Source organism: Streptomyces litchfieldiae, from assembly GCF_031845365.1.
Taxonomy (GTDB): Bacteria; Actinomycetota; Actinomycetes; order Streptomycetales; family Streptomycetaceae; genus Streptomyces; species Streptomyces litchfieldiae.
On sequence record NZ_JAVREL010000004.1, the window covers coordinates 148,511 to 169,019 of the forward strand.

Sequence of the window (20,509 nt, forward strand, 5' to 3'; positions counted from 1 at the left end):
GGTCTTGCCGCTCCCGACCGCCCGCCCCTAGCCTCCTGGGAGCGCTCCCAACCCCACCCGATTCCCGAGCCTTGTCGCACCATCTGAGTGAATCGATTCAGAGAGCCTTCAAGGGAGCGCGAGCATCTGCCCGTCCATGCGAAGGAGCCGCACATCATGCTCGTCCGAAGTCTCCGAAGAACGCGCGGGCCAGCCGCCGCGCTGCTGGTGGTCCTGCTGGCCGCCGTCTCGCTGGTCGCCCTGCCCACGTCGCGGGCGCACGCCGCCGTCATCGACACCAGCGCGACATACGTGCTGGTCAACCGGAACAGCGACAAGGCGATGGCCGTGAGCGGCGCTTCCACCGCCGACGGAGCCGGGATCGTTCAGTGGACGCGTGACGACGCCGCCTCGCAGCAGTGGCAGTTCGTCGACTCCGGCGGCGGCTACTACCGTCTGAAGTCCGTGCTCAGCGGCAAGGTGGTGGACATCGAGGCGCTCTCCACCGCTGATGGCGCCAACGTCATCCAGTATTCCGACAACAACGCCACCAACCAGCAGTTCCAGGTCGTGGACACCGACAGCGGGTACGTCCAGTTGATCAACCGTCGCAGCGGCAAGGCGCTGGACGTGTGGGAGCGGTCCACCGCGGACGGCGCCCGGATCTCCCAGTACACCGACAACGACGGCTGGAACCAGCAGTGGCAGTTGGTCCCGCTCGATGGCGGCACGGACCCCGACCCGCCGACCGGTGAGGCGCTCCAGATGGAGGACCTCAACCGGGGTCTGGTCTCTGTGCGTTCGGGCAGCGGGAACCTGGTGTCCTGGCGGCTGCTGGGCACCGAGAGCTATGACACGGCGTTCAACGTCTACCGCAACGGCACCAAAGTGAACGGCTCGCCGGTCACCGACTCCACCAACTACCTCGACAACGGCGCCCCCTCGGAAGCCACGTACACCGTGCGCGCGGTGGTGGACGGCGTCGAGCAGGCACCGTCGGAGAGCTCGCTGCGCTTCACCGGCGGCAACTACCTGGATGTCCCCCTCCAGCGTCCCGGATCCACCTACACGCCGGTGGAGGCCAGCCCGGGCGACGTGGACGGCGACGGCCAGTACGAGCTGATCGTGAAGTGGGACCCGGACAACGCCAAGGACAACTCGCAGTCCGGCGTCACCGGCAACGTCTACCTCGACGCCTACCGGCTGAACGGCCAGCGGCTGTGGCGCATCGACCTGGGCCGCAACATCCGGGCCGGGGCGCACTACACGCAGTTCCAGGTCTACGACTACGACGGCGACGGCCGCGCCGAGGTCGCGGCGAAGACGGCCGACGGCACCCGCGACGGACAGGGCACGGTCATCGGCAACGCCGGCGCCGACCACCGCAACTCCAGCGGGTACATCCTGGCCGGTCCCGAGTATCTGACGATGTTCAACGGCCTGACCGGCGCCGCCATGTCGACGGTCAACTACGATCCCCCGCGCGGCAACGTCTCGTCCTGGGGCGACAACTACGGCAACCGGGCCGACCGTTTCCTGGCCGGCACCGCCTACCTCGACGGTCAGCGCCCGTCGCTGATCATGGCCCGCGGCTACTACACCCGTGCCGTCATCGCCGCCTGGGACTTCCGCAACGGCCAGCTCACCCGGCGCTGGACGTTCGACTCCAACGTCTCGGGCAATGGCGCCGCCTACGGCCAGGGCAACCACCAGTTGTCGATCGCCGACGTGGACGCCGACGGCCGCCAGGAGATCGTCTACGGCGCCGCGACCATCGATGACAACGGCCGCCTGATGTACTCCACCGGCTTCGGCCACGGCGACGCCCTGCACGTGGGCGACTTCGTGCCGAGCCGTTCGGGCCTTGAGGTCTTCACCATCCACGAGGCCGGCAACCAGCCGGGCTCCGACCTGCACGACGCCCGCACCGGCCAGGTCATCCACCGCACCCCGACCAGCGGTTCCGAGGGACCGGGCCGTGGCGTGGCCGGAGACATCTACGCCGGCAACCCCGGCGCGGAGTTCTGGGGCTCGGGCCCGAACATGACCCAGTTGCGCAACTCCTCCGGCGGCAACGTGGGACGCAACCCCTCCTCTGCCAACTTCCTCGCCTGGTGGGACGCCGACCCGGTGCGCGAGCTCCTGAACGGCACCCAGATCGACAAGTACGGCACCGGCGGCGACACCCGGCTGCTCACCGGCAGCGGCGTCGCCTCCAGCAACGGCACCAAGTCCACTCCCGTGCTGTCCGGCGACCTCTTCGGCGACTGGCGCGAGGAAGTGATCTGGCGCCACACGAGCAACACCGCCCTGCGCATCTACGCCACGACCACACCCACCACCACCAAACTCCACACCCTCGCGCACGACGCGCAGTACCGCGTGGCACTGGCCTGGCAGAACACCGCCTACAACCAGCCGCCGCACCCCGGCTACTTCCTCGGCGCCGGCATGACCCGCCCGCCACAGCCCAACATCTACGTGCGCTGACGGCCCCACCGCGCACCGCACAACAACAGCACGCACACGGGCCGGCCGGGGCACACCCCCGGCCGGCCCGGAGGCGCCGACTCTCACATCGGCCAGCCAACTTTTCGCTCATCTCACACCAGGAGTCATCGTGTCATTGCGACGTCGCAGTTTCCTGAGCCTGAGCGCGGTCGCGGCGATGGGCGCGGGCGTGTCCCTGCTGGGCGCCGGGCAGGCGCTCGCCGACCCCGCCCCCGCCCAGCCGTTCGCGGTCGGCGTCCGCCGGTACGACTGGACCCGCGGCAGCCGCCCGTGCACCACCTACGTCTACTACCCCGCCACCGGCACCGCCGGTGGCAGCCCGGTGACCGACGCTCCCGTAGCCAACGGCGTCTTCCCCGTCTACAACATGACCCACGGCTACGGGAGCAGCCCGCAGAACTCCCTGTTCATCATCCGGGCCCTGGCCTCGGCGGGCTTTGTCGTCCCCGCCCCGCACTTCAACCACAACTTCACCGACGTCAACAACGGCAACACCTCCAGGGACGTCTCGCAGATCATCACCAACACCCTCGCGCTCAACGCGAGCGGTCCGCTGGCCGGGCACATCAACACCGGTATTGGCGTCGGCGTCTCCGGCCACTCCCTGGGCGGCATGGTCACCCACGGCCTGCTCACCTCCTGGCCGGACAGCCGGATCATCTCCGCCAACCCCCAGTCCTGCGTGGACATGGGCAACCCGTCCTCCTCCGTCAACGCCAAGGTGCTCTTCGTCCACGGCGACCGGGATTCGACCACGCAGTACTCCTCGGCCCGGCAGGCGTACACGGAGATGACCTGGCCCAAGGCGTTCCTCACCTTCATCGGTGGCAGCCACACCAGCTTCTGGAGCGACAACCGCTTCCCGAACACCGTCGTCGACTGGGCCCGCTGGACCATGTACGGCGACACCGCCGCGCGGGACCGCCTCCCGGCCGACGCGGCCGGGCCCAATACCAGATGGGAAGCCGAGCTGGGTGACACCCCCGGCGGCCCGGCCTACTACCGCCTGGTCGCCCAGCACAGCGGCAAGGCGGCCGACATCAACGAGGCATCCACCGCGGCCGGGGCGGGACTCATCCAGTGGACGGCCGGCAGCGGACCCAACCAGCAGTTCGAGTTCCTCGACTCCGGCGACGGCCACATCCGCATCAGGGCGCGCCACTCGGGCCTGGTGCTCCAGGTCGCCGGCAACGAAGGCGGCGCCGCCATCACCCAGCAGCCCGACACCGGCGCCGCCGGCCAGCAGTGGAGGATCGTCGACCACGGCGACGGCACGGTCAGCCTGGTCAACCGGGCCAGCGGCCTGGCCATGGACGTCTGGGAGTACTCCACCTCCGACGGAGCCCGCGTCTCCCAATGGACCTACACCGGCAACGCCAACCAGCGCTTCACGCGTCAACGAGTCATGGCGGCCCAGTAAGTCGGAATCGCCTCATTCGAGAGGCGGTTCCGCCGTCAGTCGCACGTCCTGATGGTCGTCGGCGAATACCCGTCGTTCGCCGATGGCCCGTAAGTCTCGCTGGAACACAGCGATGAGGAGTGAGCAATGATCCGAAAACATCCCGTCCGCACCGCGCTCGGCGTCGTCACCGCGGTCACGGTGGCGTGCGGCGTAGCGGCGTTCGGGCCGGCCGCCCCGGCCGCCGCGTACTTCGGCGAGGCCGAGATCTCGCCGATCGAGAGCGACATCAGCGAGAAGCCCTGGGCCGGCGTGGAGGTCAGCAGCGGCGCGTCCACCGCCGACCTGGCGATCGATCAGGACGACCGGACCGCGTGGACGGCGGACGGCACGTCCGCGGACCAGTGGCTGACCCTCGATCTGGGCGGCGCCTACGACAACGTCCGGAAGGTCGAGGTCGTTCTTCCGGACGCCGGGGCGGTCTACCAGTACGTGATCGAGTCGTCGGCGGACGGCGGCAGTTGGGACGTCATCGCCGATCACTCGGCCGACCAGCGGCCCACTCGCGGTTCGGTCGACCTCTTCACCCAGCCGGGGACGAGATTCGTGCGGGTGACGTTCACGGGAGCCTCGCCCGGCGCGACTGCGGGTATCAGCGAGCTGAGCGTCTACAACTACCTGCGTGACGACCTGGTCCTCGGCGCCGACGCCTCCTGGGTGGACAACGACGTCGCCGAAGGGCGCGATTACTGGGTGAGTCCGACGGAGGAGGACCCGGGTGCGGGTCCCCATCTGCTCGACGTGCTCCAGGACCGTGGCATGGAGTACATCCGGCTGCGGATCTTCAACGAGCCGCGCAGCGAGTCCTCGGGCGACGTGCTGCCCGTTCCGTACCAGGGCCCGGAGCGGTCTCTTGAGGTTGCCGAGTGGATCAAGGCCGAGCGGGACATGGGCCTGGGGATCGACTTCCACTACGCGGACTCGTGGGCCGACCCGTCCAAGCAGCCCAAGCCGCGGGAGTGGGCCGAGCTGGAGTTCGACGACCTGACGCAGGAGGTGTACGACTACACCTACGACTACGTCGAGCAGTTGATCGAGCAGGGCACGACGCCGGACAAGGTGGCGATCGGCAACGAGATCATCAACGGCTTCATGTTCGGCAGCGAGGCGGCGTTGATCGGCACGACCGATCCGGCGTACTTCCGGAACCAGCCGGAGATCTACCAGTCGCAGCCCGGCGGCGGACTGCTCTGGCAGTACTGGGGCTCCGAGGACCCGGAGGAGCAGCGGCTCTACGACGAGGCGTGGGACCGGTTCACGACGCTGTCCGCCGCGGGGATCCGCGCGGTCCGCGACGTGTCGGCCGACCACGGCGAGGACATCGACGTCGAGACGCACATCGCCACCGGCCGGGAAGACAAGGCGCTGGAGTTCTGGCACCAATACCTGACCCGGGTGAACGCCAAGGGCGCCGACCCGGACGTTCTCGCCCACTCGTACTACCCGGAGTGGCACGGGTCGCCGGAGAACATCGAGCACACCCTGAACGCGGTGGCGGCGGCGCACCCGGGGTACCGGATCGAGATCGCCGAGACGTCGTACCCGGCGTCGGGCGGCGGCGGGGCCCCGATGCCCAACTCGACGTACCCGCGGACCGTTCAGGGTCAGGCGGACGCCCTCCAGCGCGTGTTCCAGATCGCCAACGACATCCCGAACAACCAGGGCTTGGGCGTGCTGGCGTGGGAGCCGGCGAGATGGCAGTCCATGTTCACCGCCGTACCGGGCATGACGCGCACCTGGGAGCCGAACGCGTCGATCGACGTCTTTTCCAGGAGTCGCGCGTCCCACGCGGTGGAGGACACCGTGTACGCGGCCGCGCTGGTCGGCGGCGAGGTGGCCCTGCCGGACTCGGTGGAGGTGCTGACCATGGCCGATGGTTCGACCGGGCCGGTCCCGGTGGAATGGGACCCGGTACCGGACGGCGCCACCGACACGGCCGGCCGGGTCACGATCCACGGCTCGACCGAGTACGGCGCGGTGACGGCGGTGCTCGACGTCGTCGACGCCTATGCCGGCCTCGACTGCGACCGGGTGATCAGCGGCCGGCATGCCGGGCCGTTGACGGTGACCGAGGGCGTGACCTGCCTGGACGGAGCGACGGTGTCGGGCCCGGTATCGGTGCGTGCCGGTGCCTCACTCCAGGCGGACGGTGCGGTGATCGCCGGTCCGGTGCGGGCCGACGGCGCGGCGGCGGTGGTGATCTGCGACAGCCGGATCTCCGGCCCGGTGACGTCGTCCGGGACTTCGTCGGTGACCATCGGCGATCCGGTGCTGGGATGTGCTCCGAACACGATCAGCGGCCCGGTGACGGGGACGCTTTGGTGGAACGTGATCGCCGGGAACACGATCAGCGGCCCACTGACGTGCGGCGAAAACACCCGGCCACCGGTGAACAACGGATCGGCCAACACGGTGAGCGGTCCGAAGTCGGCACAATGCCGCGACCTGTAGCGATCTGAACGTCCGGCTTTCCCCAGGCGCTGCCGGGCCGGGTCTCCCGGCCCGGCAGCGCACTCATTGATGCAGGACGTGCGCGATGTGGTCGCCGAGGCGGGGCAGCCAGTCGGGCCGCGCGTTGCCGAGCAGGTGATCGCCGTGCGGGACGGACAGATAGGTGCCCTGCGGGGCCAGCCGGGCCAGCGGCTCGCCGTTGGTCACACCGGGGATGACGTCCTGGCCGCCGTCGACGACCAGCAGCGGGGCCGCGACCCGGGGCGCCAGGGCGGCGAGGTCCACCTGCCGGACGAACGCGCGGGCGCTGTCGGCCCCGCCGGTGCGGTGGGCGAGGATGTCCCTGACGGGCGGGGGCAGTTGGTCCCAGTCGAGACGGAAGGGACCGCTGACGGTGGCCACGGCCGCCACGCGCGGCTCCAGCGCCGCGGTCCGCGCCGCGAAGTAGCCGCCCAGGCTGAGGCCGACGAGCCCGACGCGTGCGACACCCAGGGCGTCGATGACCCGGCCCACGACGTGCTCGTAGTCCGGCCTGAGGTTTGTCGTGGCCGCGAGCACGCCCTGCCCGGGGCCGTCCATCGCGAACACCGCCAGGCCCCTGGCCAGCAGCGCGGAGGCCAGATCGAGAAACTCCTCCTTGGACGAGTCCAGGCCGGGGACGACGATCACCGTGCCCGGCGCGTCGGAGGGGCCGCGCAGCCAGCCGGTGAATCCCTCGCCGGTCACGCGCCGCGCGCCGGGGTCCAGCGCGGTGAGTGCCCTGCTCAGGGCGTTGTCCGCCGCGGCTGCGGCACGGCCGGTCGCCGCGTGCGGCGCCAGCGTGGCGAGGTGGAACCACCGGGCCGCCATGAGGAGGTGCTCGCCCGCCGAGACGGCCGATCCCGCCTCGTCCGCGCGTTCCAGGTAGGTTCCCCCGGTGCGCAGGAAGGCCGGTCCCCAGTCGGCGACGGAGGTCAGGCCGCCGGTGACGCGCCCGTACTCGTGGGGGTCGACGCCCGCGCCGGTGGCGCGTGTCCACTGGGCGGCGGCGAAGTCGGCGGCGTTCATCGTGTCGCTCCCGTCGTCAGGACGGCCTTGCCCCGTATCCGGCGCTCGCGCAGGTCGACCAGCGTGTCGGCGGTCTCGGCCCAGTCGGAGGTCCGGCCGATCTCCGGGTGCAGCCGCCCCCGTTCCACGAGTGTGACCAGGGCCGCGAGATCGGATCCGTAGGGGGCGCCCGCGTAGTGGAAGTGCTGGATCGTGACGCGCTCGGGCCCGCTCAGCAGGTGGAAGAAGTCCAGGGTCACCGGGGTGCGGCTCGCCTGGCCGAACCAGACCAGCGTGCCGCCGGGGCGCACCCGGGAGAGGGCCACCGGCAGGTCAGGGCCGCCCGCGGACTCCAGCACGATGTCGAACGGCCCGTGCGCCGCCGCGACATCGTGCACCACCCGCGCGCCGAACTCTTCGAGCCGCTCGCCGCGCGCCGGCGTGGCCGTCACCGCGGTCAGCTCGGCCCCGGCTCCCACGGCCAGCTCGGTGACGTAGTGGCCGACGCCGCCCGAGGCGCCGGTCAGCAGCACCCGTCGGCCGGCCGGGGAGCCGGCCGTGCGCAGCAGTCGCAGGGCGGTGATCCCGGCCAGGGGCAGGGCCGCCGCGCGAACGCTGTCGATGCCGTCGGGGAGCACCGCGAGCGAGTGCGTGGGCACCGCGGCGTACTCGGCCCAGCCGCCCTGCGCCGGATGCCCGACCACGCGGGTGCCGATGCCGGGGCCCGAGCCGTCCGCGGCGGGCTGCACGACGAGCCCGGCGATGTCCTTGCCGGGCAGCAGCTCCGGCCGGGGGTGTTCGAGGAGGAACGTCTCGCCCCGGTTCGGCGCGAACGCCTCGACCTTGACCAGCGCCTCGTCGGGCCCGGGAACGGGCTGGGGGACCTCGGCGAAGGCGACCGGGCGGGCCGCCTCTCCGGTGGGAATCAGTCTGCGCATGCCGAGGATGCAACCCCCGTGGCCGCCCCGCGATCCAACAACGAACGAGCAGCGCCGACAACTTTTGGTTGCCACCTATGGTGGGAGCCGTGGATCTCGATGTCGCACAGGTGCGTGCCTTCGTGCGCGCCGCCGAGGAACTGCACTTCGGGCGGGCGGCCGAGACGCTCGCCATCTCCCAGCAGGCGCTGTCCAAGCGGATCGCGCGACTCGAATCACTGCTCGGCACCGCGCTGTTCGAGCGCGGCGGCAACGGGGTGCGCCTCACCGCCGCCGGACAGCGTTTCCTCCGGCCGGCCCGGCAGACCGTGGCCGCCGCCGAGGCCGCGGTCGCGGCGGCGGTCGGCGAGGACCGCCCGCTGCGCGTGGACGTCTGGGGGCACCTCTACGCGCCGATGCGCACCCTGGCCCAGGTCGCCGAACGCGCCGGGGAGCTCCCGCTGGAGCTGGGGCACGGGCGCGATCTGCCGTCGGTGACGCATGCCCTGCTGCGCGGCGACATCGACGCGGCCTTCGGCCGGGTCCACCCGCCGCTGCGCCCGGGGCTGGCCCACCGCCTCGTCCGCCTCGAACCGGTGGACGCCGTGCTGAGCGCGGACCACCCGCTCGCGGCCGGGCCGGCGCTGCGGCCGGACCAGTTGCGCGGCAGCGTGCTGTGGGCACCCGGCGCCCTGGACCGGCTGGACTTCCTCCACCAGTTCGCCGACCGGTTCGGCATCCGTGACAGCGCCGCCGGCGTCAACCTGGGGCTGGCCCACTTCCTCGAAGAGGTGGCGCGAGACCCGCGTCGTTTCTCGCTGCTGCCCGCCGACATACCCCTGCCGGAGGTCCCCGGGCTGCGCTCCGTTCCGCTGGTCGACCCCACGCCGCTGTACGCCTGGTCACTGCTGTGGCGCACCGGCAATGGGCACCCCGGGCTGAACGGCCTCACCGCCGCCTGCGCCGTGGCCGCGGGGCAGAGCCGCTGGCTCGAGTACCACCCGGAGCGCGACTGGCTGCCCGAACCGCCGCGCTAGCGAGCGAACACCAGGGAAATCCAGCGCACTTCGGGCCGGCCCAGGCGGTCCTCGGTGCCGGCGGTGTGGTTCAGCAGGCGCAGGCCGTGGCGCCGCGCCAGTTCGACGGTCTCCTCGTCGGAGACGTCGAACATGCGGCGGTCGGGCGGGGGCGGGCCGTGGCGCAGCGAGACGAGGAGGCGGCCGGCCGGGGCGAGGAGGTCGTGGAGGCGGGCCATGGCCCGGGGGCGTTCGGTCTCCTCCAGGTGCATCCAGACGGCGGAGACGAGGATCAGGTCGAACGGGCCCTCCAGACGTGTCAGCGCGGGCAGGGAGTCCGCCAGCCAGGTGATCGACGGGCCGGGGTGCAGGCGCCGGGCGAGGTCGCGCAGCTCCCGCACCGGCTCGACGGCCGTGATCGCGTAGCCACGGGCCGCCAGGGCCGCCGCGTCCCGGCCGGTGCCCGCGCCGATGTCGGCGGCGGTGGCGGGGCCGGGCGGGAGGAAGGGCAGAAACGCCTCGTGCGCGTCCTCGAAGGCGACGGACTCGTACTGACGGCCCAGCCGATCCGCCGATTCCGCGTAGTAACGCTGGGCTCCGGGGCCGACGAAGTGCTCGACGTGCTGCTCGCGTGACATGCGCGCAGGCTAGCGGCACACCGGCGGGCGGGATTCAGGAGGACAGCGCGGCGCGGTCGGATTCGCTGCTCAGGACGCAGAACTCGTTGCCCTCGGGGTCCGCGAGGACGGCCCAGCCCGAACCATCGGGTTTCCGGCGGTCGGCGACCATGGTGGCCCCCAGACCCAGCAGCCGTTCGACCTCCTCCTCGCGCGAGGTCTCCGGACGCAGACACAGGTGAATCCGGTTCTTCACCGCCTTCGGCTCCGGGACCTCGTTGAAGAACAGCACCAGCCCCGTCGGCAGCGTCACCTCCGTCTCCCGGTCGCCCGGCTTGTCCTCCGGATGCAATGGGCCGCCGGTCACCACGCTCCAGAACCGGGCCAGTTCATAGGCATTCGCACAGTCGATCGCCACGTTTTGCACCACCGAGACCATGGCGAGCGAGTCTAGTGGACGGTGATCCTCATGACCGGAAGCCGCCGGCCCGGGGCGACCTCGCGCTCGCCGACGCGCTCGGCCCCCATCCGCAGGTAGAACCCCTCGGCGTGCGGGTCGGATTCCAGGGTCAACGTGCGAAAGCCGGCGTCGCGGGCCGAGGCGACGGCGTGTTCCCACAGGGTCCTTCCCAGGCCGGTGCCGATCACGTCGGGTTCGAGGAAGAGATCCGCCAGCTCGCCGTGCGGGGGTTCGCCCGTGAGTTGGTAATAGCCCGCCACCACACCGTTCCGCTCCGCGACGACGACATTCCCGTCCCGGATGGTGGCGGAGCTGACCGTCAGCATGTCCGCCCACCGCTCCAGCATCGCCCGCGGATAGCCCCAGTGCGCCTTCGACCGCCGCGTCAGCGCCGTCAGCGCGGGCGCCTCGTCGGGCTCGGCGGTGCGCAGCGAGATCTCGTCCATGGCGTGGAGTATCGCCGCCAAGTCCCGCCGGAACGAGGGGATTTCACCGGCAGGCGGACCGCACATGGCAAGGGCAAGGAGGTCAACGCACTCCTTGCCACTCTCAACGTATAGCGCACCGGGGGGCTTGCGGCAAGCCCCGGGGCGTGCCGCAGAATCACCAGCCGTAGCCGAATCCACGGCAATACATGGGGGTTTGTGGTGATCGACGTGATCGTTGTCGGCGGTGGGCCGACCGGTTTGATGCTGGCCTGTGAGCTGAGGCTGGCCGGGGTGCGAACGGTCGTGATCGAGAAGTTGGCCGAGCCGACCAGCCACTCTCGGGGGCGCGGCCTGCATGTGCGCAGCGTCGAGGTGATGGACCAGCGCGGTCTGCTGGACCGGTTCCTCGCGGAAAGCGAGAAGTTCCAGGCCGGCGGTCTCTTCGGCGGCGTCATCAAGCCGTGGCCGGACCGGTTGGACACGGCCCATCCGTATGGCCTCGCCGTCTCGCAGCCGGTCACCGAGCGGCTGCTCAACGAGCGCGCCCTCGAACTCGGCGCGGAGATCCGGCGCGGCTGCGAAGTGGTCGGGCTGAGCCAGGACGAGGACGGGGTGACCGTCGAGGTCACCGGAGAAGGCAGCGCGCGGCTGCGCTCGCGCTATCTCGTCGGGTGCGACGGCGCCCGCAGCGCGGTGCGCAAGCAGCTCGGGGTCGGCTTTCCGGGCGAGCCCGCCACGGTCGAAACGCTCATAGGCGACATGGAGTTGACCGAGGACCCCGCGACGATCGCCGCCGTCGTCGCCGAAGTCCGCAAGACCCACCTGCGGTTCGGGGCCGTATCCGAGGGGGACGGCGTGTACACCGTGATCGCGCCCGCGGACGGCGTGGCCGAGGACCGTTCGACCGCACCGACCTTCGAGGAGTTCACGCGGCAGCTCCGGGCCTTCGCGGGCACCGACTTCGGCGCGCACTCGCCGCGCCGGCTGTCCCGGTTCACCGACGCCACCCGGCAGGCCGAGCGTTACCGGGTCGGCCGGGTGCTGCTGGCCGGCGACGCGGCGCACATCCACCCGCCGACCGGCGGGCAGGGGCTCAACCTCGGCATGCAGGACGCGTTCAACCTCGGCTGGAAGCTGGCCGCCGCGGTCAACGGCTGGGCACCGGAGGGGCTGCTGGACAGCTACCACGCCGAACGGCACCCGGTGGGCGCCCGCGTGCTGGACAACACCCGTGCGCAGATCGCGCTGATGGGCACGGATCGCGGTGCGGTGGCACTGCGGGAGCTGTTCTCGACGCTGATGGACTTCGAGGAGGTGAACCGGTACGTGACCGGGCTCATCACCGCCGTCGACGTCCGCTACGACTTCGGCGAGGGCCATGAACTGCTCGGCCGCCGGCTGCGGGACGTGCGGCTGAAGCAGGGACGCCTCTACGAGCTGATGCACGGCGGCCGGGGGCTGCTGCTCGACCACACGGGCCGGCTGACGGTGGCGGGCTGGGCGGACCGGGTCGACCACGTCGTGGACGCCGGCGAGGAACTGGACGTGCCCGCGGCGCTGTTGCGGCCGGACGGGCACGTGGCGTGGGTCGGTGACGATCAGCCGGGCCTGGACGCCCAGTTGACACGGTGGTTCGGCACGGCCACCGGCTGAGCGTCGACGACGGACAAGAAATCGGCCGGTGCCGGTCACATTCGGCTCGTTCGCTTCGTCAGTGGGGTGAACCGATGACCAAGCGGGCCCGAACGCCCCATCCGCATGAAGGAAGTCAGATCATGAACGCCTCCCCGTCCGTCACCGACTCGCTCACCTCGCGGCTGCCCAACCCCCAGCAGCTCGTTCCGGCGCTCGGCGAGGTCGCCGGCGCGCTGTTCAAGGCCGTCGGGAACGATTCGGTCCCGCGGACCACCATCGGCCTGACGCAGTTGCGCGCCGGCCAGATCGTCGGCAGCACCTACCTGACCGTTCTGCACGCCGGCAACCTGCGCAAGGCCGGGGAGTCCGAGGAACGGATCGCCGCCGTCTCCTCCTGGCGGAACGCGCCCTACTTCACCGACGCCGAACGCGCCGCGCTGGCGCTGGTGGACGCGGTGCTCACGCCCAATCCGCACGGCGAGCGCGTCCCCGACGAGCTGTACGCGGAGGCGGCCGAGCACTACGACGACAAGGCCCTGGCCACGCTCATCATGGCGATCGGCCAGGTCAGTTTCTTCGTGCCGCTCGCCCTGATCGGCAAGCCGCTGCCGGGTGTGTCGCCCGCCGAGCAGTGGCGTCCGGCCACGGCCGAGTAGCCCCGGAATCTCCCCTCACGCCTGGTGCGCGCCGATGAGCAGTTCGGCCAGGGCGCGCGCCCGGCGGGCGGGCCAGTCGGCCCGGCTGGCCTGGACGGCGGCGTAGACGCCCTCGAACGCGACGGTCAACTGGTCGGCGAGGGCGGCCGGGCCGGCGCGGGAGCGGGCGCCCCGGCCGCCCTGCGGCTCGCCTCGGACGTCGAACACCTCACCACCGGCCCGGACGACCTGGCGCACGTGCTCGTCACGGTGGTCGACAGCCGGGGCCGGGTCGTCCCCGACGCGGTGCACAAGGTGACGTTCGAGGTGGGCGGCGCGGGCGCACTCGTCGCCGTCGGCAACGGCAACCCGCACAACGTCGACAGCTTCCAGCAGCCGCGCCGCCACACCTGGCACGGGCGGGCGCTGGCGATCCTGCGCCCGGCGAAGACCCCGGGCAGCATCACCCTCACCGCGCGGTCACACGGGCTGCGGCCGGCGACGGTGACGCTGCGCGTCACACGCTAGGGCCACGGTCGCGCGGATGATGCCCGCGGCCGTTGCCGCCGCAGGGCACCTTCTAGCGCCATCGCATGGCATCACCTGGCACCGGGTAGCACCACATGGCGCCGCCCGGCGCCACCAGGCGCCAGTTCACGTCCTCACAGGGGCCTGAGCGCGCGTGGTGCCACCAACTTTCCGGCCGCCGCCTCCGCGTTTCCGCAGCTCAGAGCGGACACCTTCAACTCCGCGCCACTCAAGGCGCCATCCGGGCTTGCATGTGGCGCCATTGAGGTGCCATAGTGGCGTCATGGACCTCACACCGTACGTGGACACCCTCCGCCGCGAACTCGCGGTGGCCGCCGAGGCCGGCGGCGACGAAGCCCGCGAGCTGGCCGAGAGGCTCACCGCTCCCCTGGAGTCGGCGACCCGGCTGACCATGCTCAACGTGCTCTCCGCCGCGATGGACGAGATCACCCGCGAACTCGCCCCCGGCTCGGTCGACGTGCGGCTGCGCGGGCTCGACCCCGACTTCGTGGTGACGCCGCCGCCCACCGACCACGGCGCCCCCGGTGAGCCGGCCGCGCCCGCCGAAGCGCTCAGGGCCCCGGCCCCGGCAGACGGCGACGAGGGCGGCACCGCCCGCGTCAACCTGCGCCTGCCGGCCCACCTCAAGGCACGCGCCGAGGAGGCCGCCGCCCGCGAGGGCCTGTCGGTCAACGCCTGGCTGGTGCGGGCCGTGTCGGCCGCGCTCGACGGCGGCACACGGCCGCGCACGACGGAGAAGGCCCAGACCCTCGGACAGAGCTTCACGGGCTGGGTGCGCTAGCCGCACCCGCGCCCGCCCCACTCCATCCACCCCACGCCCCACCAGCGGGGACGGCCCAAGAACCCATGAGGACGGTACAGCCATGCCCACTTTCGACACCCCCGAACCGATCGCGGTCACCGCACGCGTGGAGGCCGGTTCCATCCAGTTCGTCGCGAGCGACCGCCTCGACACCGTGGTCGAGGTGCGGCCCCGGGACCCGAAGCGGGACCAGGACGTGCGGGCGGCCGACCAGACCGACGTCACGTACGCGAGCGGCGTCCTGACCGTCAGGACGCCCAAGTCCAATCTGTTCGGCCGCACCGGCACCGTCGACGTGTCCGTCGAACTGCCCACGGGCTCGGACGTCGAGATGACCGGCGCCTGGGCCCAGGTGCTCGGCGAGGGACGGCTCGGCGAGGTCCGCGTGAAGACCTCGGCGGGCGACGCCCGCCTCGATACGACCGGCCCGCTGAAGCTGACCGCCTCCCACGGCTCGATCACCGTGGACCGGGTCGAGGGCATGGCCGAGATCACCACCAGCTCCGGCAGCCTGCGCGTCGGTCACGTCGACGGCCCGGCCGTCCTGAAGAACTCGCACGGCACCACGACCGTCGGCGCCGCGACCGGCGAGCTGCGGGTGAGCGGCGCCAACGGCGACATCGACATCGCACGCGCCGAGGACTCGGTCGCCGCCACCACTGCGCACGGCACCCTGCGCGTGGGCGAAGTGGCCCGTGGCACCGTCCAGTTGGAGACCTCGCACGGCGCCATTGAGGTCGGCGTCCGCGAGGGCACGGCCGCCTGGCTCGACGTCAGCTCCCGCGCCGGCCAGGTGCGCAACACGCTCACCGCGTCCGAGACTCCGGAGAGGACCGCGGACACCGTCGAGATCCGCGCCCGGACGCGCTACGGCAACATCGACGTGCGCCGCGCCCGGCCCTGAGCACCGGCCCCGCCAACTCCCCCGCTATCTCGGTTACTTCAGCCCTCGAACAGGAAGACTCCATGCCTTCTCCTGTCATGCTCACGCCCAGCCAAAGCGGCGGGCACCCCGCGCCGGCCGCCGTCTCCGCCGTCGGGCTGCGCAAGTCCTATGGCGACAAGACCGTCCTGGACGGCATCGATCTGCGCATCCCGGCCGGGTCCGTGTTCGCGCTGCTCGGCCCGAACGGAGCCGGCAAGACCACCGCCGTCAAGATCCTCTCCACGCTGATCAGCGCCGACGGCGGGCAGGCCCAGGTCGCCGGCCATGACATCGCCACGTCCCCGGACGGGGTGCGGACGGCGATCGGTGTCACCGGGCAGTTCTCCGCGGTCGACGGGATGATCACGGGCGAGGAGAACATGCTCCTCATGGCCGACCTGCACCACCTGTCCAGGCGGGAGGGACAGCGGGTCGCCGCCGAGCTGCTGGAGCGCTTCGACCTGGTGGAGGCCGCGAAGAAGCCGGCGTCCACCTACTCGGGCGGCATGAAGCGGCGCCTCGACATCGCCATGACCCTGGTCGGCAACCCGCGGATCATCTTCCTCGACGAGCCCACCACCGGCCTGGACCCCCGCTCCCGCCACAACATGTGGGGCATCATCCGCGAACTCGTCTCCGACGGCGTGACCGTTTTCCTCACCACCCAGTACCTGGAGGAGGCCGACGAACTCGCCGACCGCATCGCGGTGCTCAACGACGGCAAGATCGCCGCCGAGGGCACCGCCGAGGAGCTGAAGCGGCTCATCCCCGGCGGACATGTGCGGCTGCGCTTCGAGGACCCGCAGGCGTACGAGGCCGCCGCCTCCGCGCTGCGCGACGCCACCCGCGACGACGAGTCGCTGTCGTTGCAGATCCCCAGCGACGGCACCCAGCGCGAACTGCGCGCCATCCTCGACTGGCTCGACGCCGCCGACATCGAGGCGGACGAACTCACCGTCCACACCCCCGACCTCGACGACGTCTTCTTCGCCCTCACCGCCACCGCCACCGTGCCCAACCAGCCCAAGGAGAACGCCCGATGAGCTCCCTGTCCCTGGCCGTGCGCGACTCGAACACCATGCTGCGCCGCAACCTGCTGCACGCCCGGCGCTATCCCTCCCTCACCCTGAACCTGCTGCTCACCCCGGTCATGATGCTGCTGCTCTTCGTCTACATCTTCGGAGACGTGATGAGCGCGGGCATCGGCGGCGGCGACGCGAACCGTTCCGACTACATCGCCTACCTCGTCCCCGGCCTGCTGCTGATGACCATCGGCTCCACCACCGTCGGCACCGCGGTCTCCGTCTCCAACGACATGACCGAAGGCATCATCGCCCGCTTCCGCACCATGGCCATCCACCGCCCCTCGATCCTCATCGGCCACGTCCTCGGCAGCGTCCTCCAATGCGTCCTCAGCGTCGTCTTCGTCGGCGCCGTCGCCCTCGCCATCGGCTTCCGCACCACGGATGCCACCCCCCTGGAATGGCTGGCCGCGTTCGCGCTGCTCGCGCTCTTCGCCATGGCGCTCACCTGGATCGCCGCCGGCATGGGCCTGATCAGCCCCAACGCCGAGGCCGCCAGCAACAACGCCCTCCCCCTGATCTTCCTGCCCCTCATCTCCAGCACCTTCGTCCCCATCGACGCCATGCCCGGCTGGTTCCAGCCCATCGCTGAATACCAGCCCTTCACCCCCGCCATCGAAACCCTCCGCGGCCTCCTCCTCGGCACCGACATCGGCCACAACGGATGGCTCGCCGCGGGCTGGTGCGTGGTGCTGGCCGCACTCGGCTACCTCTGGTCCGCCTCGCTGTTCAACCGCGACCCGAAGTAGCGGCAGGCAACTCGCCCCACTCCAGGGCGGCGCACACCGACACCACATCGGCGTGCGCCGCCCCGCCGGCGTTCTCTCCGTTCGCTCTCGCGGCCGGATATTCCGTTGCCGCCTCTCATCGAGCTTGGATCGAATGCCCCCATGGCTGCTGACCACGTGGATCTGAACCGGCGTTACTGGGACGACGAGGCGGCCGGGTGGCACGGGCCACTCGCCCGCGGTCACTGGTCGCAGCCGGAGCCGCGCTGGGGACTGTGGGCCACCCCGGAGTCGCAGGTCCGGGTGCTGCCCGACGACATGACGGGGATGCGCGCGATCGAGCTCGGCTGCGGCACCGCCTACGTTTCGGCGTGGCTGGCCAGGGCCGGGGCCCGTCCGGTCGGGATCGATCTCTCGGAGAAGCAGCTCGCGACCGCGCGTGCGATGCAGGAGGAGTTCGGCCTCGACTTCCCCCTGGTCCTCGGCAGCGCGGAGGAAGTGCCTTATGACGACGGCACGTTCGAGCTGGCGATCAGCGAGTACGGGGCCTCGTTGTGGTGCGACCCGTATCGGTGGATCCCGGAGGCCGCCCGGCTTCTCGCGCCCGGCGGCCGGCTGGTGTTCATGCGCTACTCGACCCTGTTCGCGATGTGCGCACCGCACGAGGGCCGGGCGTCCACGACCCTGCTGCGCCCGCAGTTCGGGCTGAACCGGCTGGACTGGGGAGAGCGGGTGGAGTTCGTGCTGCCGCATGGCGAGATGCTCCGTCTGCTTCGGTCCAACGGCTTTGTCGTCGAGGACCTGATCGAGATCCAGGCTCCCCACCCCACGGACCGGCACTTTCCGGAGCTGTCGGCGGACTGGGCCCACGCGTGGCCCAGCGAGGAGATCTGGCAGGCCCGCCTGGCGAAGTGACCCTCAACGACCCGCCAGTGCAACAGTTTTCACGCGGTGGAGGACGAGGGAGAGAACGACGAGGACCAGCCCGGCCAGGGGCGCGCCGGCGAGCGCCGCTGAGGCGCCCCAGGTGTCGGCGGCGCGTCCGGCCAGGGACGCCGCCAGTGCCGAACCGGCCGCGCTGGCCGAGTTGTTCCAGGTGAACGCCTGAGTGAGGGCGGCCGGGCGGACGGCCTTCTCGGTGAGGACGTTGAGCAGAACGAGCGTGGGCGGCACCGCGGCCTCCGTGACCACCGCGGCGGCGCCGAGCCAGAATGCGGACGGAGCGAGCGGAAGCAGCACCGCCGTGCCCATCAAGTAAGCGGTGACGAAGACGAGTTGGCGGCGCGCCCGGGTGCGGTGCCGGCACAGCCCGTAGAGCCAGCCGGAGAGCAGTCCGCTGAGGCTGGCGGCGGCGATGATCGGTGTGGCCGCGCCGGGCATGTCGTGGCTGATCGCGAAGGCGGTCACCGAGACGCCCATGGTCCCGAAGTAGAGCCCGATGGCCAGGTTCAGCAGGGCCAGGAGCAGGAAGGCCGGCCGCAGCAGGGACAACGACCGTTCGCCGTGCGCGCGTTCGGCGTCCGCCGATGGGGGTCCCCCCGCTCGAGCGAAGCCGCGAGTGGGGGACGGTGGCGGCGCGGTGCGGCGCTGGGCGGCCAGCGCCGCTCCCCCGCCGAGGATCAGGGCCGCGGCGATGGCGCTGGCCAGGGCCGCGTTGCCGACCGCGCCGAGCGCGGTGGCCAGGACGGGCCCGAGGAGGAAGGCGGTGGCATTGGCCAGCGATTCCAGGGCGAAGGCGCTGGGGAGTTCCGCGGCGCGCTCGCCGCGCAGCAGGTGGGCCCAGCGGGCCGCGGACAGGGCGCCGAGTTGGGGAACGGCCGCCCCGGCGCAGGTGGCGGCGACGACCGCCGCGGCCGGGGTGGTCGACGCGAGGACGCCGACGATGGCGGCGCCATGGGCCACGAGGCAGCACGGCAGGACGCGGGTCTGGCCGAACCGGTCGACCAGACGCGCCAGTTGGGGGCCGATCAGCGCCTCGGCGAGGGCGAATCCGGCGCTCCCGAGGCCGGCGGTGGCGTAGGAGCCGGTGCGGGCGTGCAGCAGCCAGACCAGGCCGAGACCGGTCATGGCGATGCCGACACGGCCGACGGCGGCGGTGAGGAAGAAGGCGGCGGCGCCGGGGATGCGCAGCAGGGGACGGTAGCCGGTGGCGGCTCGGGGCATGGGTGTCCTTCGTCGCCGCCCGGCGGGGCGGACCACCCGGGGCCGCCGGCGCCTGAGTACCGCTGACAGAAAAGGTGCGACCCGTGGTCCGCCAGGGGACATCCAGGACTGCGGTGGGACGGGACACGCGCCCTCGCCGCCGCCCCCGACACCGGGCGGAAGAGAAACGTTGGGCCCGGGACAAGGCGGACCCGAGCGACTGCCGGGAGGGTAACAGGAGGGGACGAAGTGGCGGCAAGGGAATTACGGTCGACGGCGCACGCGGCCGCCGCCGCTTCAGCCGTTGGGCGGCAGCAGCCCGCGGGTCATCGCGAAGGCGGAAGTGGCCGCCGCGAGAAGGGCGTTGACCCGGCCGATGATCCGGTCGGCGCGCGTCGGGTCCTCGGCGGCGATGGCCTCCTCCAGGTCTTCCGCATGGGCCCGGGCCGCGTGCGCCTCCGCGCCCTGTGCGGTCTCGGCGTCCGTGCGGAGAGCCGTCAGAAGCATCGCGTGGAAAGCCGCCTGCTGATCGACGGACGCGGAGTTCTGATAGCTGATCTTCCCGATGTGACCACTCCCGTCATTGATGATCACCTTGTCGCCGAAATGGATGTCGCCACTCATTTGCTCACCTTCCCCGTATTGCCGCTGCCACCGATCAGCTTGATCGTGTCCCCGATCTGGAGATGCTCGATCCGGTACATGAACGCGGCCTGTGGATTGTTGATCGCGTCGATGATCTGCTCGCCGATCTGCCGGATCAGTTGCTGGTCCCGGCTGTGCAGCCTGGCGAAGGGCGGCCCCGACGTCTCGACGAGCAGCACATAGTAGGAGCGCCTGACCAGGACCGACAGGAGCCGGATGGTCAGAATCACGGCCACCGCGTAGGTGATGCCGGTCACCGCGCCCGCCGGGGCGTCGTTCTCGTCCTCCAGGGCAGCGTTCACGAGGGCGGCCGATAAGCCCAGAATGGTCATGGCGACCAGGAATTGCAGAAACGCCTTCCCGCGATCGGGAACATGCGGCGACACCACGACCCGGGCGATGTTGTCCACCGGAAACGCCATGGTTTCGACACCCTTGGGGGATGGCACCACCGTCTCGATCCGAAGGATCTTGTTCCGGACCAGGACCGTCGTCTCCGTGT

Annotated in this window: 21 protein-coding genes; 12 read left to right on the top strand and 9 right to left on the bottom strand. The window is 71.3% G+C overall.

The features are described from left to right. The first annotated feature begins 156 nt into the window (after positions 1 to 156). The 3 genes from RM590_RS09395 to RM590_RS09405 all read left to right on the top strand — a co-directional run bounded on the left by RM590_RS09395 (position 157) and on the right by RM590_RS09405 (position 6,400). Complete coding sequence (locus tag RM590_RS09395; RefSeq protein ID WP_311703967.1) at positions 157 to 2,469, top strand: rhamnogalacturonan lyase family protein; 2,313 nt, start codon at positions 157 to 159, stop codon at positions 2,467 to 2,469. 130 nt (positions 2,470 to 2,599) lie between these two features. After that, positions 2,600 to 3,910: an RICIN domain-containing protein gene (locus RM590_RS09400; RefSeq protein ID WP_311703968.1), complete on the top strand. Its 1,311-nt coding sequence runs from the start codon at positions 2,600 to 2,602 to the stop codon at positions 3,908 to 3,910. Between the two features lie 126 nt (positions 3,911 to 4,036). Further along, positions 4,037 to 6,400 (top strand): glycosyl hydrolase 53 family protein, encoded by a 2,364-nt coding sequence (locus RM590_RS09405; RefSeq protein ID WP_311703969.1) that lies wholly within the window; start codon positions 4,037 to 4,039, stop codon positions 6,398 to 6,400. A gap of 63 nt (positions 6,401 to 6,463) precedes the next feature. Here RM590_RS09405 and RM590_RS09410 read toward each other — a convergent pair whose 3' ends face one another. Then, entirely contained in the window at positions 6,464 to 7,447 is a 984-nt protein-coding gene (locus RM590_RS09410) for an alpha/beta hydrolase family protein (RefSeq protein WP_311703970.1), read from the bottom strand. Next, on the bottom strand, positions 7,444 to 8,364 hold the full coding sequence (locus RM590_RS09415; RefSeq protein WP_311703971.1) for a zinc-binding dehydrogenase: 921 nt from the start codon (positions 8,362 to 8,364) through the stop codon (positions 7,444 to 7,446). Before RM590_RS09415 ends, RM590_RS09410 begins: the two co-directional genes overlap by 4 nt. Before the next feature lie 89 nt (positions 8,365 to 8,453). On the opposite strand from RM590_RS09415, the gene RM590_RS09420 reads away from it, so the two are divergent. Beyond that, positions 8,454 to 9,380: a LysR family transcriptional regulator gene (locus tag RM590_RS09420; RefSeq protein ID WP_311703972.1), complete on the top strand. Its 927-nt coding sequence runs from the start codon at positions 8,454 to 8,456 to the stop codon at positions 9,378 to 9,380. On the opposite strand, the gene RM590_RS09425 is transcribed toward RM590_RS09420, so the two are convergent. Genes RM590_RS09425 through RM590_RS09435 form a run of 3 tightly spaced genes read right to left on the bottom strand, consistent with a single transcriptional unit; the run spans position 9,377 to position 10,882 of the window. Beyond that, a complete protein-coding gene (locus RM590_RS09425) occupies positions 9,377 to 9,997 on the bottom strand; it encodes a class I SAM-dependent methyltransferase (RefSeq protein WP_311703973.1) in 621 nt (206 codons plus the stop codon). The genes RM590_RS09420 and RM590_RS09425 overlap by 4 nt on opposite strands. Positions 9,998 to 10,031: 34 nt before the next feature. Further along, positions 10,032 to 10,415, bottom strand: a complete 384-nt coding sequence (locus RM590_RS09430) for a VOC family protein (protein WP_311703974.1) — start codon at positions 10,413 to 10,415, stop codon at positions 10,032 to 10,034. Between the two features lie 11 nt (positions 10,416 to 10,426). Further along, positions 10,427 to 10,882, bottom strand: a complete 456-nt coding sequence (locus tag RM590_RS09435; RefSeq protein ID WP_311703975.1) for a GNAT family N-acetyltransferase — start codon at positions 10,880 to 10,882, stop codon at positions 10,427 to 10,429. Between the two features lie 201 nt (positions 10,883 to 11,083). On the opposite strand from RM590_RS09435, the gene rox reads away from it, so the two are divergent. Continuing rightward, a complete protein-coding gene (rox, locus tag RM590_RS09440) occupies positions 11,084 to 12,517 on the top strand; it encodes a rifampin monooxygenase (protein ID WP_311703976.1) in 1,434 nt (477 codons plus the stop codon). Positions 12,518 to 12,639: 122 nt separating this feature from the next. Further along, positions 12,640 to 13,155, top strand: a complete 516-nt coding sequence (locus RM590_RS09445) for a carboxymuconolactone decarboxylase family protein (protein ID WP_311703977.1) — start codon at positions 12,640 to 12,642, stop codon at positions 13,153 to 13,155. 15 nt (positions 13,156 to 13,170) lie between these two features. Here RM590_RS09445 and RM590_RS09450 read toward each other — a convergent pair whose 3' ends face one another. Continuing rightward, positions 13,171 to 13,392 carry a hypothetical protein gene (locus RM590_RS09450; protein WP_311703978.1) on the bottom strand — a complete coding sequence of 74 codons (222 nt, stop codon included), beginning with the start codon at positions 13,390 to 13,392 and terminating at the stop codon, positions 13,171 to 13,173. On the opposite strand from RM590_RS09450, the gene RM590_RS09455 reads away from it, so the two are divergent. The 6 genes from RM590_RS09455 to RM590_RS09480 all read left to right on the top strand — a co-directional run bounded on the left by RM590_RS09455 (position 13,393) and on the right by RM590_RS09480 (position 18,135). Continuing rightward, positions 13,393 to 13,662: a hypothetical protein gene (locus RM590_RS09455; RefSeq protein WP_311703979.1), complete on the top strand. Its 270-nt coding sequence runs from the start codon at positions 13,393 to 13,395 to the stop codon at positions 13,660 to 13,662. 283 nt (positions 13,663 to 13,945) lie between these two features. After that, complete coding sequence (locus RM590_RS09460) at positions 13,946 to 14,464, top strand: toxin-antitoxin system HicB family antitoxin (RefSeq protein WP_311703980.1); 519 nt, start codon at positions 13,946 to 13,948, stop codon at positions 14,462 to 14,464. 82 nt (positions 14,465 to 14,546) lie between these two features. Next, positions 14,547 to 15,389 carry a DUF4097 family beta strand repeat-containing protein gene (locus RM590_RS09465; RefSeq protein WP_311703981.1) on the top strand — a complete coding sequence of 281 codons (843 nt, stop codon included), beginning with the start codon at positions 14,547 to 14,549 and terminating at the stop codon, positions 15,387 to 15,389. A 77-nt stretch (positions 15,390 to 15,466) separates the two neighbouring features. Next, a complete protein-coding gene (locus RM590_RS09470; RefSeq protein ID WP_311704180.1) occupies positions 15,467 to 16,453 on the top strand; it encodes an ATP-binding cassette domain-containing protein in 987 nt (328 codons plus the stop codon). Then, complete coding sequence (locus tag RM590_RS09475) at positions 16,450 to 17,241, top strand: ABC transporter permease (RefSeq protein ID WP_311703982.1); 792 nt, start codon at positions 16,450 to 16,452, stop codon at positions 17,239 to 17,241. The genes RM590_RS09470 and RM590_RS09475 overlap by 4 nt, the downstream gene beginning before the upstream one ends. 141 nt (positions 17,242 to 17,382) lie before the next feature. Next, positions 17,383 to 18,135 (top strand): class I SAM-dependent methyltransferase, encoded by a 753-nt coding sequence (locus RM590_RS09480; RefSeq protein WP_311703983.1) that lies wholly within the window; start codon positions 17,383 to 17,385, stop codon positions 18,133 to 18,135. A gap of 3 nt (positions 18,136 to 18,138) precedes the next feature. Here RM590_RS09480 and RM590_RS09485 read toward each other — a convergent pair whose 3' ends face one another. From RM590_RS09485 to RM590_RS09495, 3 genes are all read right to left on the bottom strand, one after another. Further along, a complete protein-coding gene (locus tag RM590_RS09485) occupies positions 18,139 to 19,383 on the bottom strand; it encodes an MFS transporter (protein ID WP_311703984.1) in 1,245 nt (414 codons plus the stop codon). Positions 19,384 to 19,659: 276 nt separating this feature from the next. Further along, entirely contained in the window at positions 19,660 to 19,986 is a 327-nt protein-coding gene (locus tag RM590_RS09490) for a hypothetical protein (protein WP_311703985.1), read from the bottom strand. Beyond that, positions 19,983 to 20,429, bottom strand: coding sequence for a DUF6232 family protein (locus tag RM590_RS09495; RefSeq protein ID WP_311703986.1), 447 nt, complete (start codon positions 20,427 to 20,429; stop codon positions 19,983 to 19,985). The genes RM590_RS09490 and RM590_RS09495 overlap by 4 nt, the downstream gene beginning before the upstream one ends. Between the last annotated feature and the right edge of the window lie 80 nt (positions 20,430 to 20,509).

Coding starts and splice junctions, on each gene's coding strand:
- RM590_RS09395 (WP_311703967.1), top strand. CDS start 157: ATGCTCGTCCGAAGTCTCCGAAGAACGCGCGGGCCAGCCGCCGCGCTG.
- RM590_RS09405 (WP_311703969.1), top strand. CDS start 4,037: ATGATCCGAAAACATCCCGTCCGCACCGCGCTCGGCGTCGTCACCGCG.
- RM590_RS09410 (WP_311703970.1), bottom strand. CDS start 7,447: ATGAACGCCGCCGACTTCGCCGCCGCCCAGTGGACACGCGCCACCGGC.
- RM590_RS09415 (WP_311703971.1), bottom strand. CDS start 8,364: ATGCGCAGACTGATTCCCACCGGAGAGGCGGCCCGCCCGGTCGCCTTC.
- RM590_RS09425 (WP_311703973.1), bottom strand. CDS start 9,997: ATGTCACGCGAGCAGCACGTCGAGCACTTCGTCGGCCCCGGAGCCCAG.
- RM590_RS09430 (WP_311703974.1), bottom strand. CDS start 10,415: ATGGTCTCGGTGGTGCAAAACGTGGCGATCGACTGTGCGAATGCCTAT.
- RM590_RS09435 (WP_311703975.1), bottom strand. CDS start 10,882: ATGGACGAGATCTCGCTGCGCACCGCCGAGCCCGACGAGGCGCCCGCG.
- RM590_RS09445 (WP_311703977.1), top strand. CDS start 12,640: ATGAACGCCTCCCCGTCCGTCACCGACTCGCTCACCTCGCGGCTGCCC.
- RM590_RS09460 (WP_311703980.1), top strand. CDS start 13,946: ATGGACCTCACACCGTACGTGGACACCCTCCGCCGCGAACTCGCGGTG.
- RM590_RS09465 (WP_311703981.1), top strand. CDS start 14,547: ATGCCCACTTTCGACACCCCCGAACCGATCGCGGTCACCGCACGCGTG.
- RM590_RS09470 (WP_311704180.1), top strand. CDS start 15,467: ATGCTCACGCCCAGCCAAAGCGGCGGGCACCCCGCGCCGGCCGCCGTC.
- RM590_RS09475 (WP_311703982.1), top strand. CDS start 16,450: ATGAGCTCCCTGTCCCTGGCCGTGCGCGACTCGAACACCATGCTGCGC.
- RM590_RS09480 (WP_311703983.1), top strand. CDS start 17,383: ATGGCTGCTGACCACGTGGATCTGAACCGGCGTTACTGGGACGACGAG.
- RM590_RS09485 (WP_311703984.1), bottom strand. CDS start 19,383: ATGCCCCGAGCCGCCACCGGCTACCGTCCCCTGCTGCGCATCCCCGGC.
- RM590_RS09490 (WP_311703985.1), bottom strand. CDS start 19,986: ATGAGTGGCGACATCCATTTCGGCGACAAGGTGATCATCAATGACGGG.
- RM590_RS09495 (WP_311703986.1), bottom strand. CDS start 20,429: ATGGCGTTTCCGGTGGACAACATCGCCCGGGTCGTGGTGTCGCCGCAT.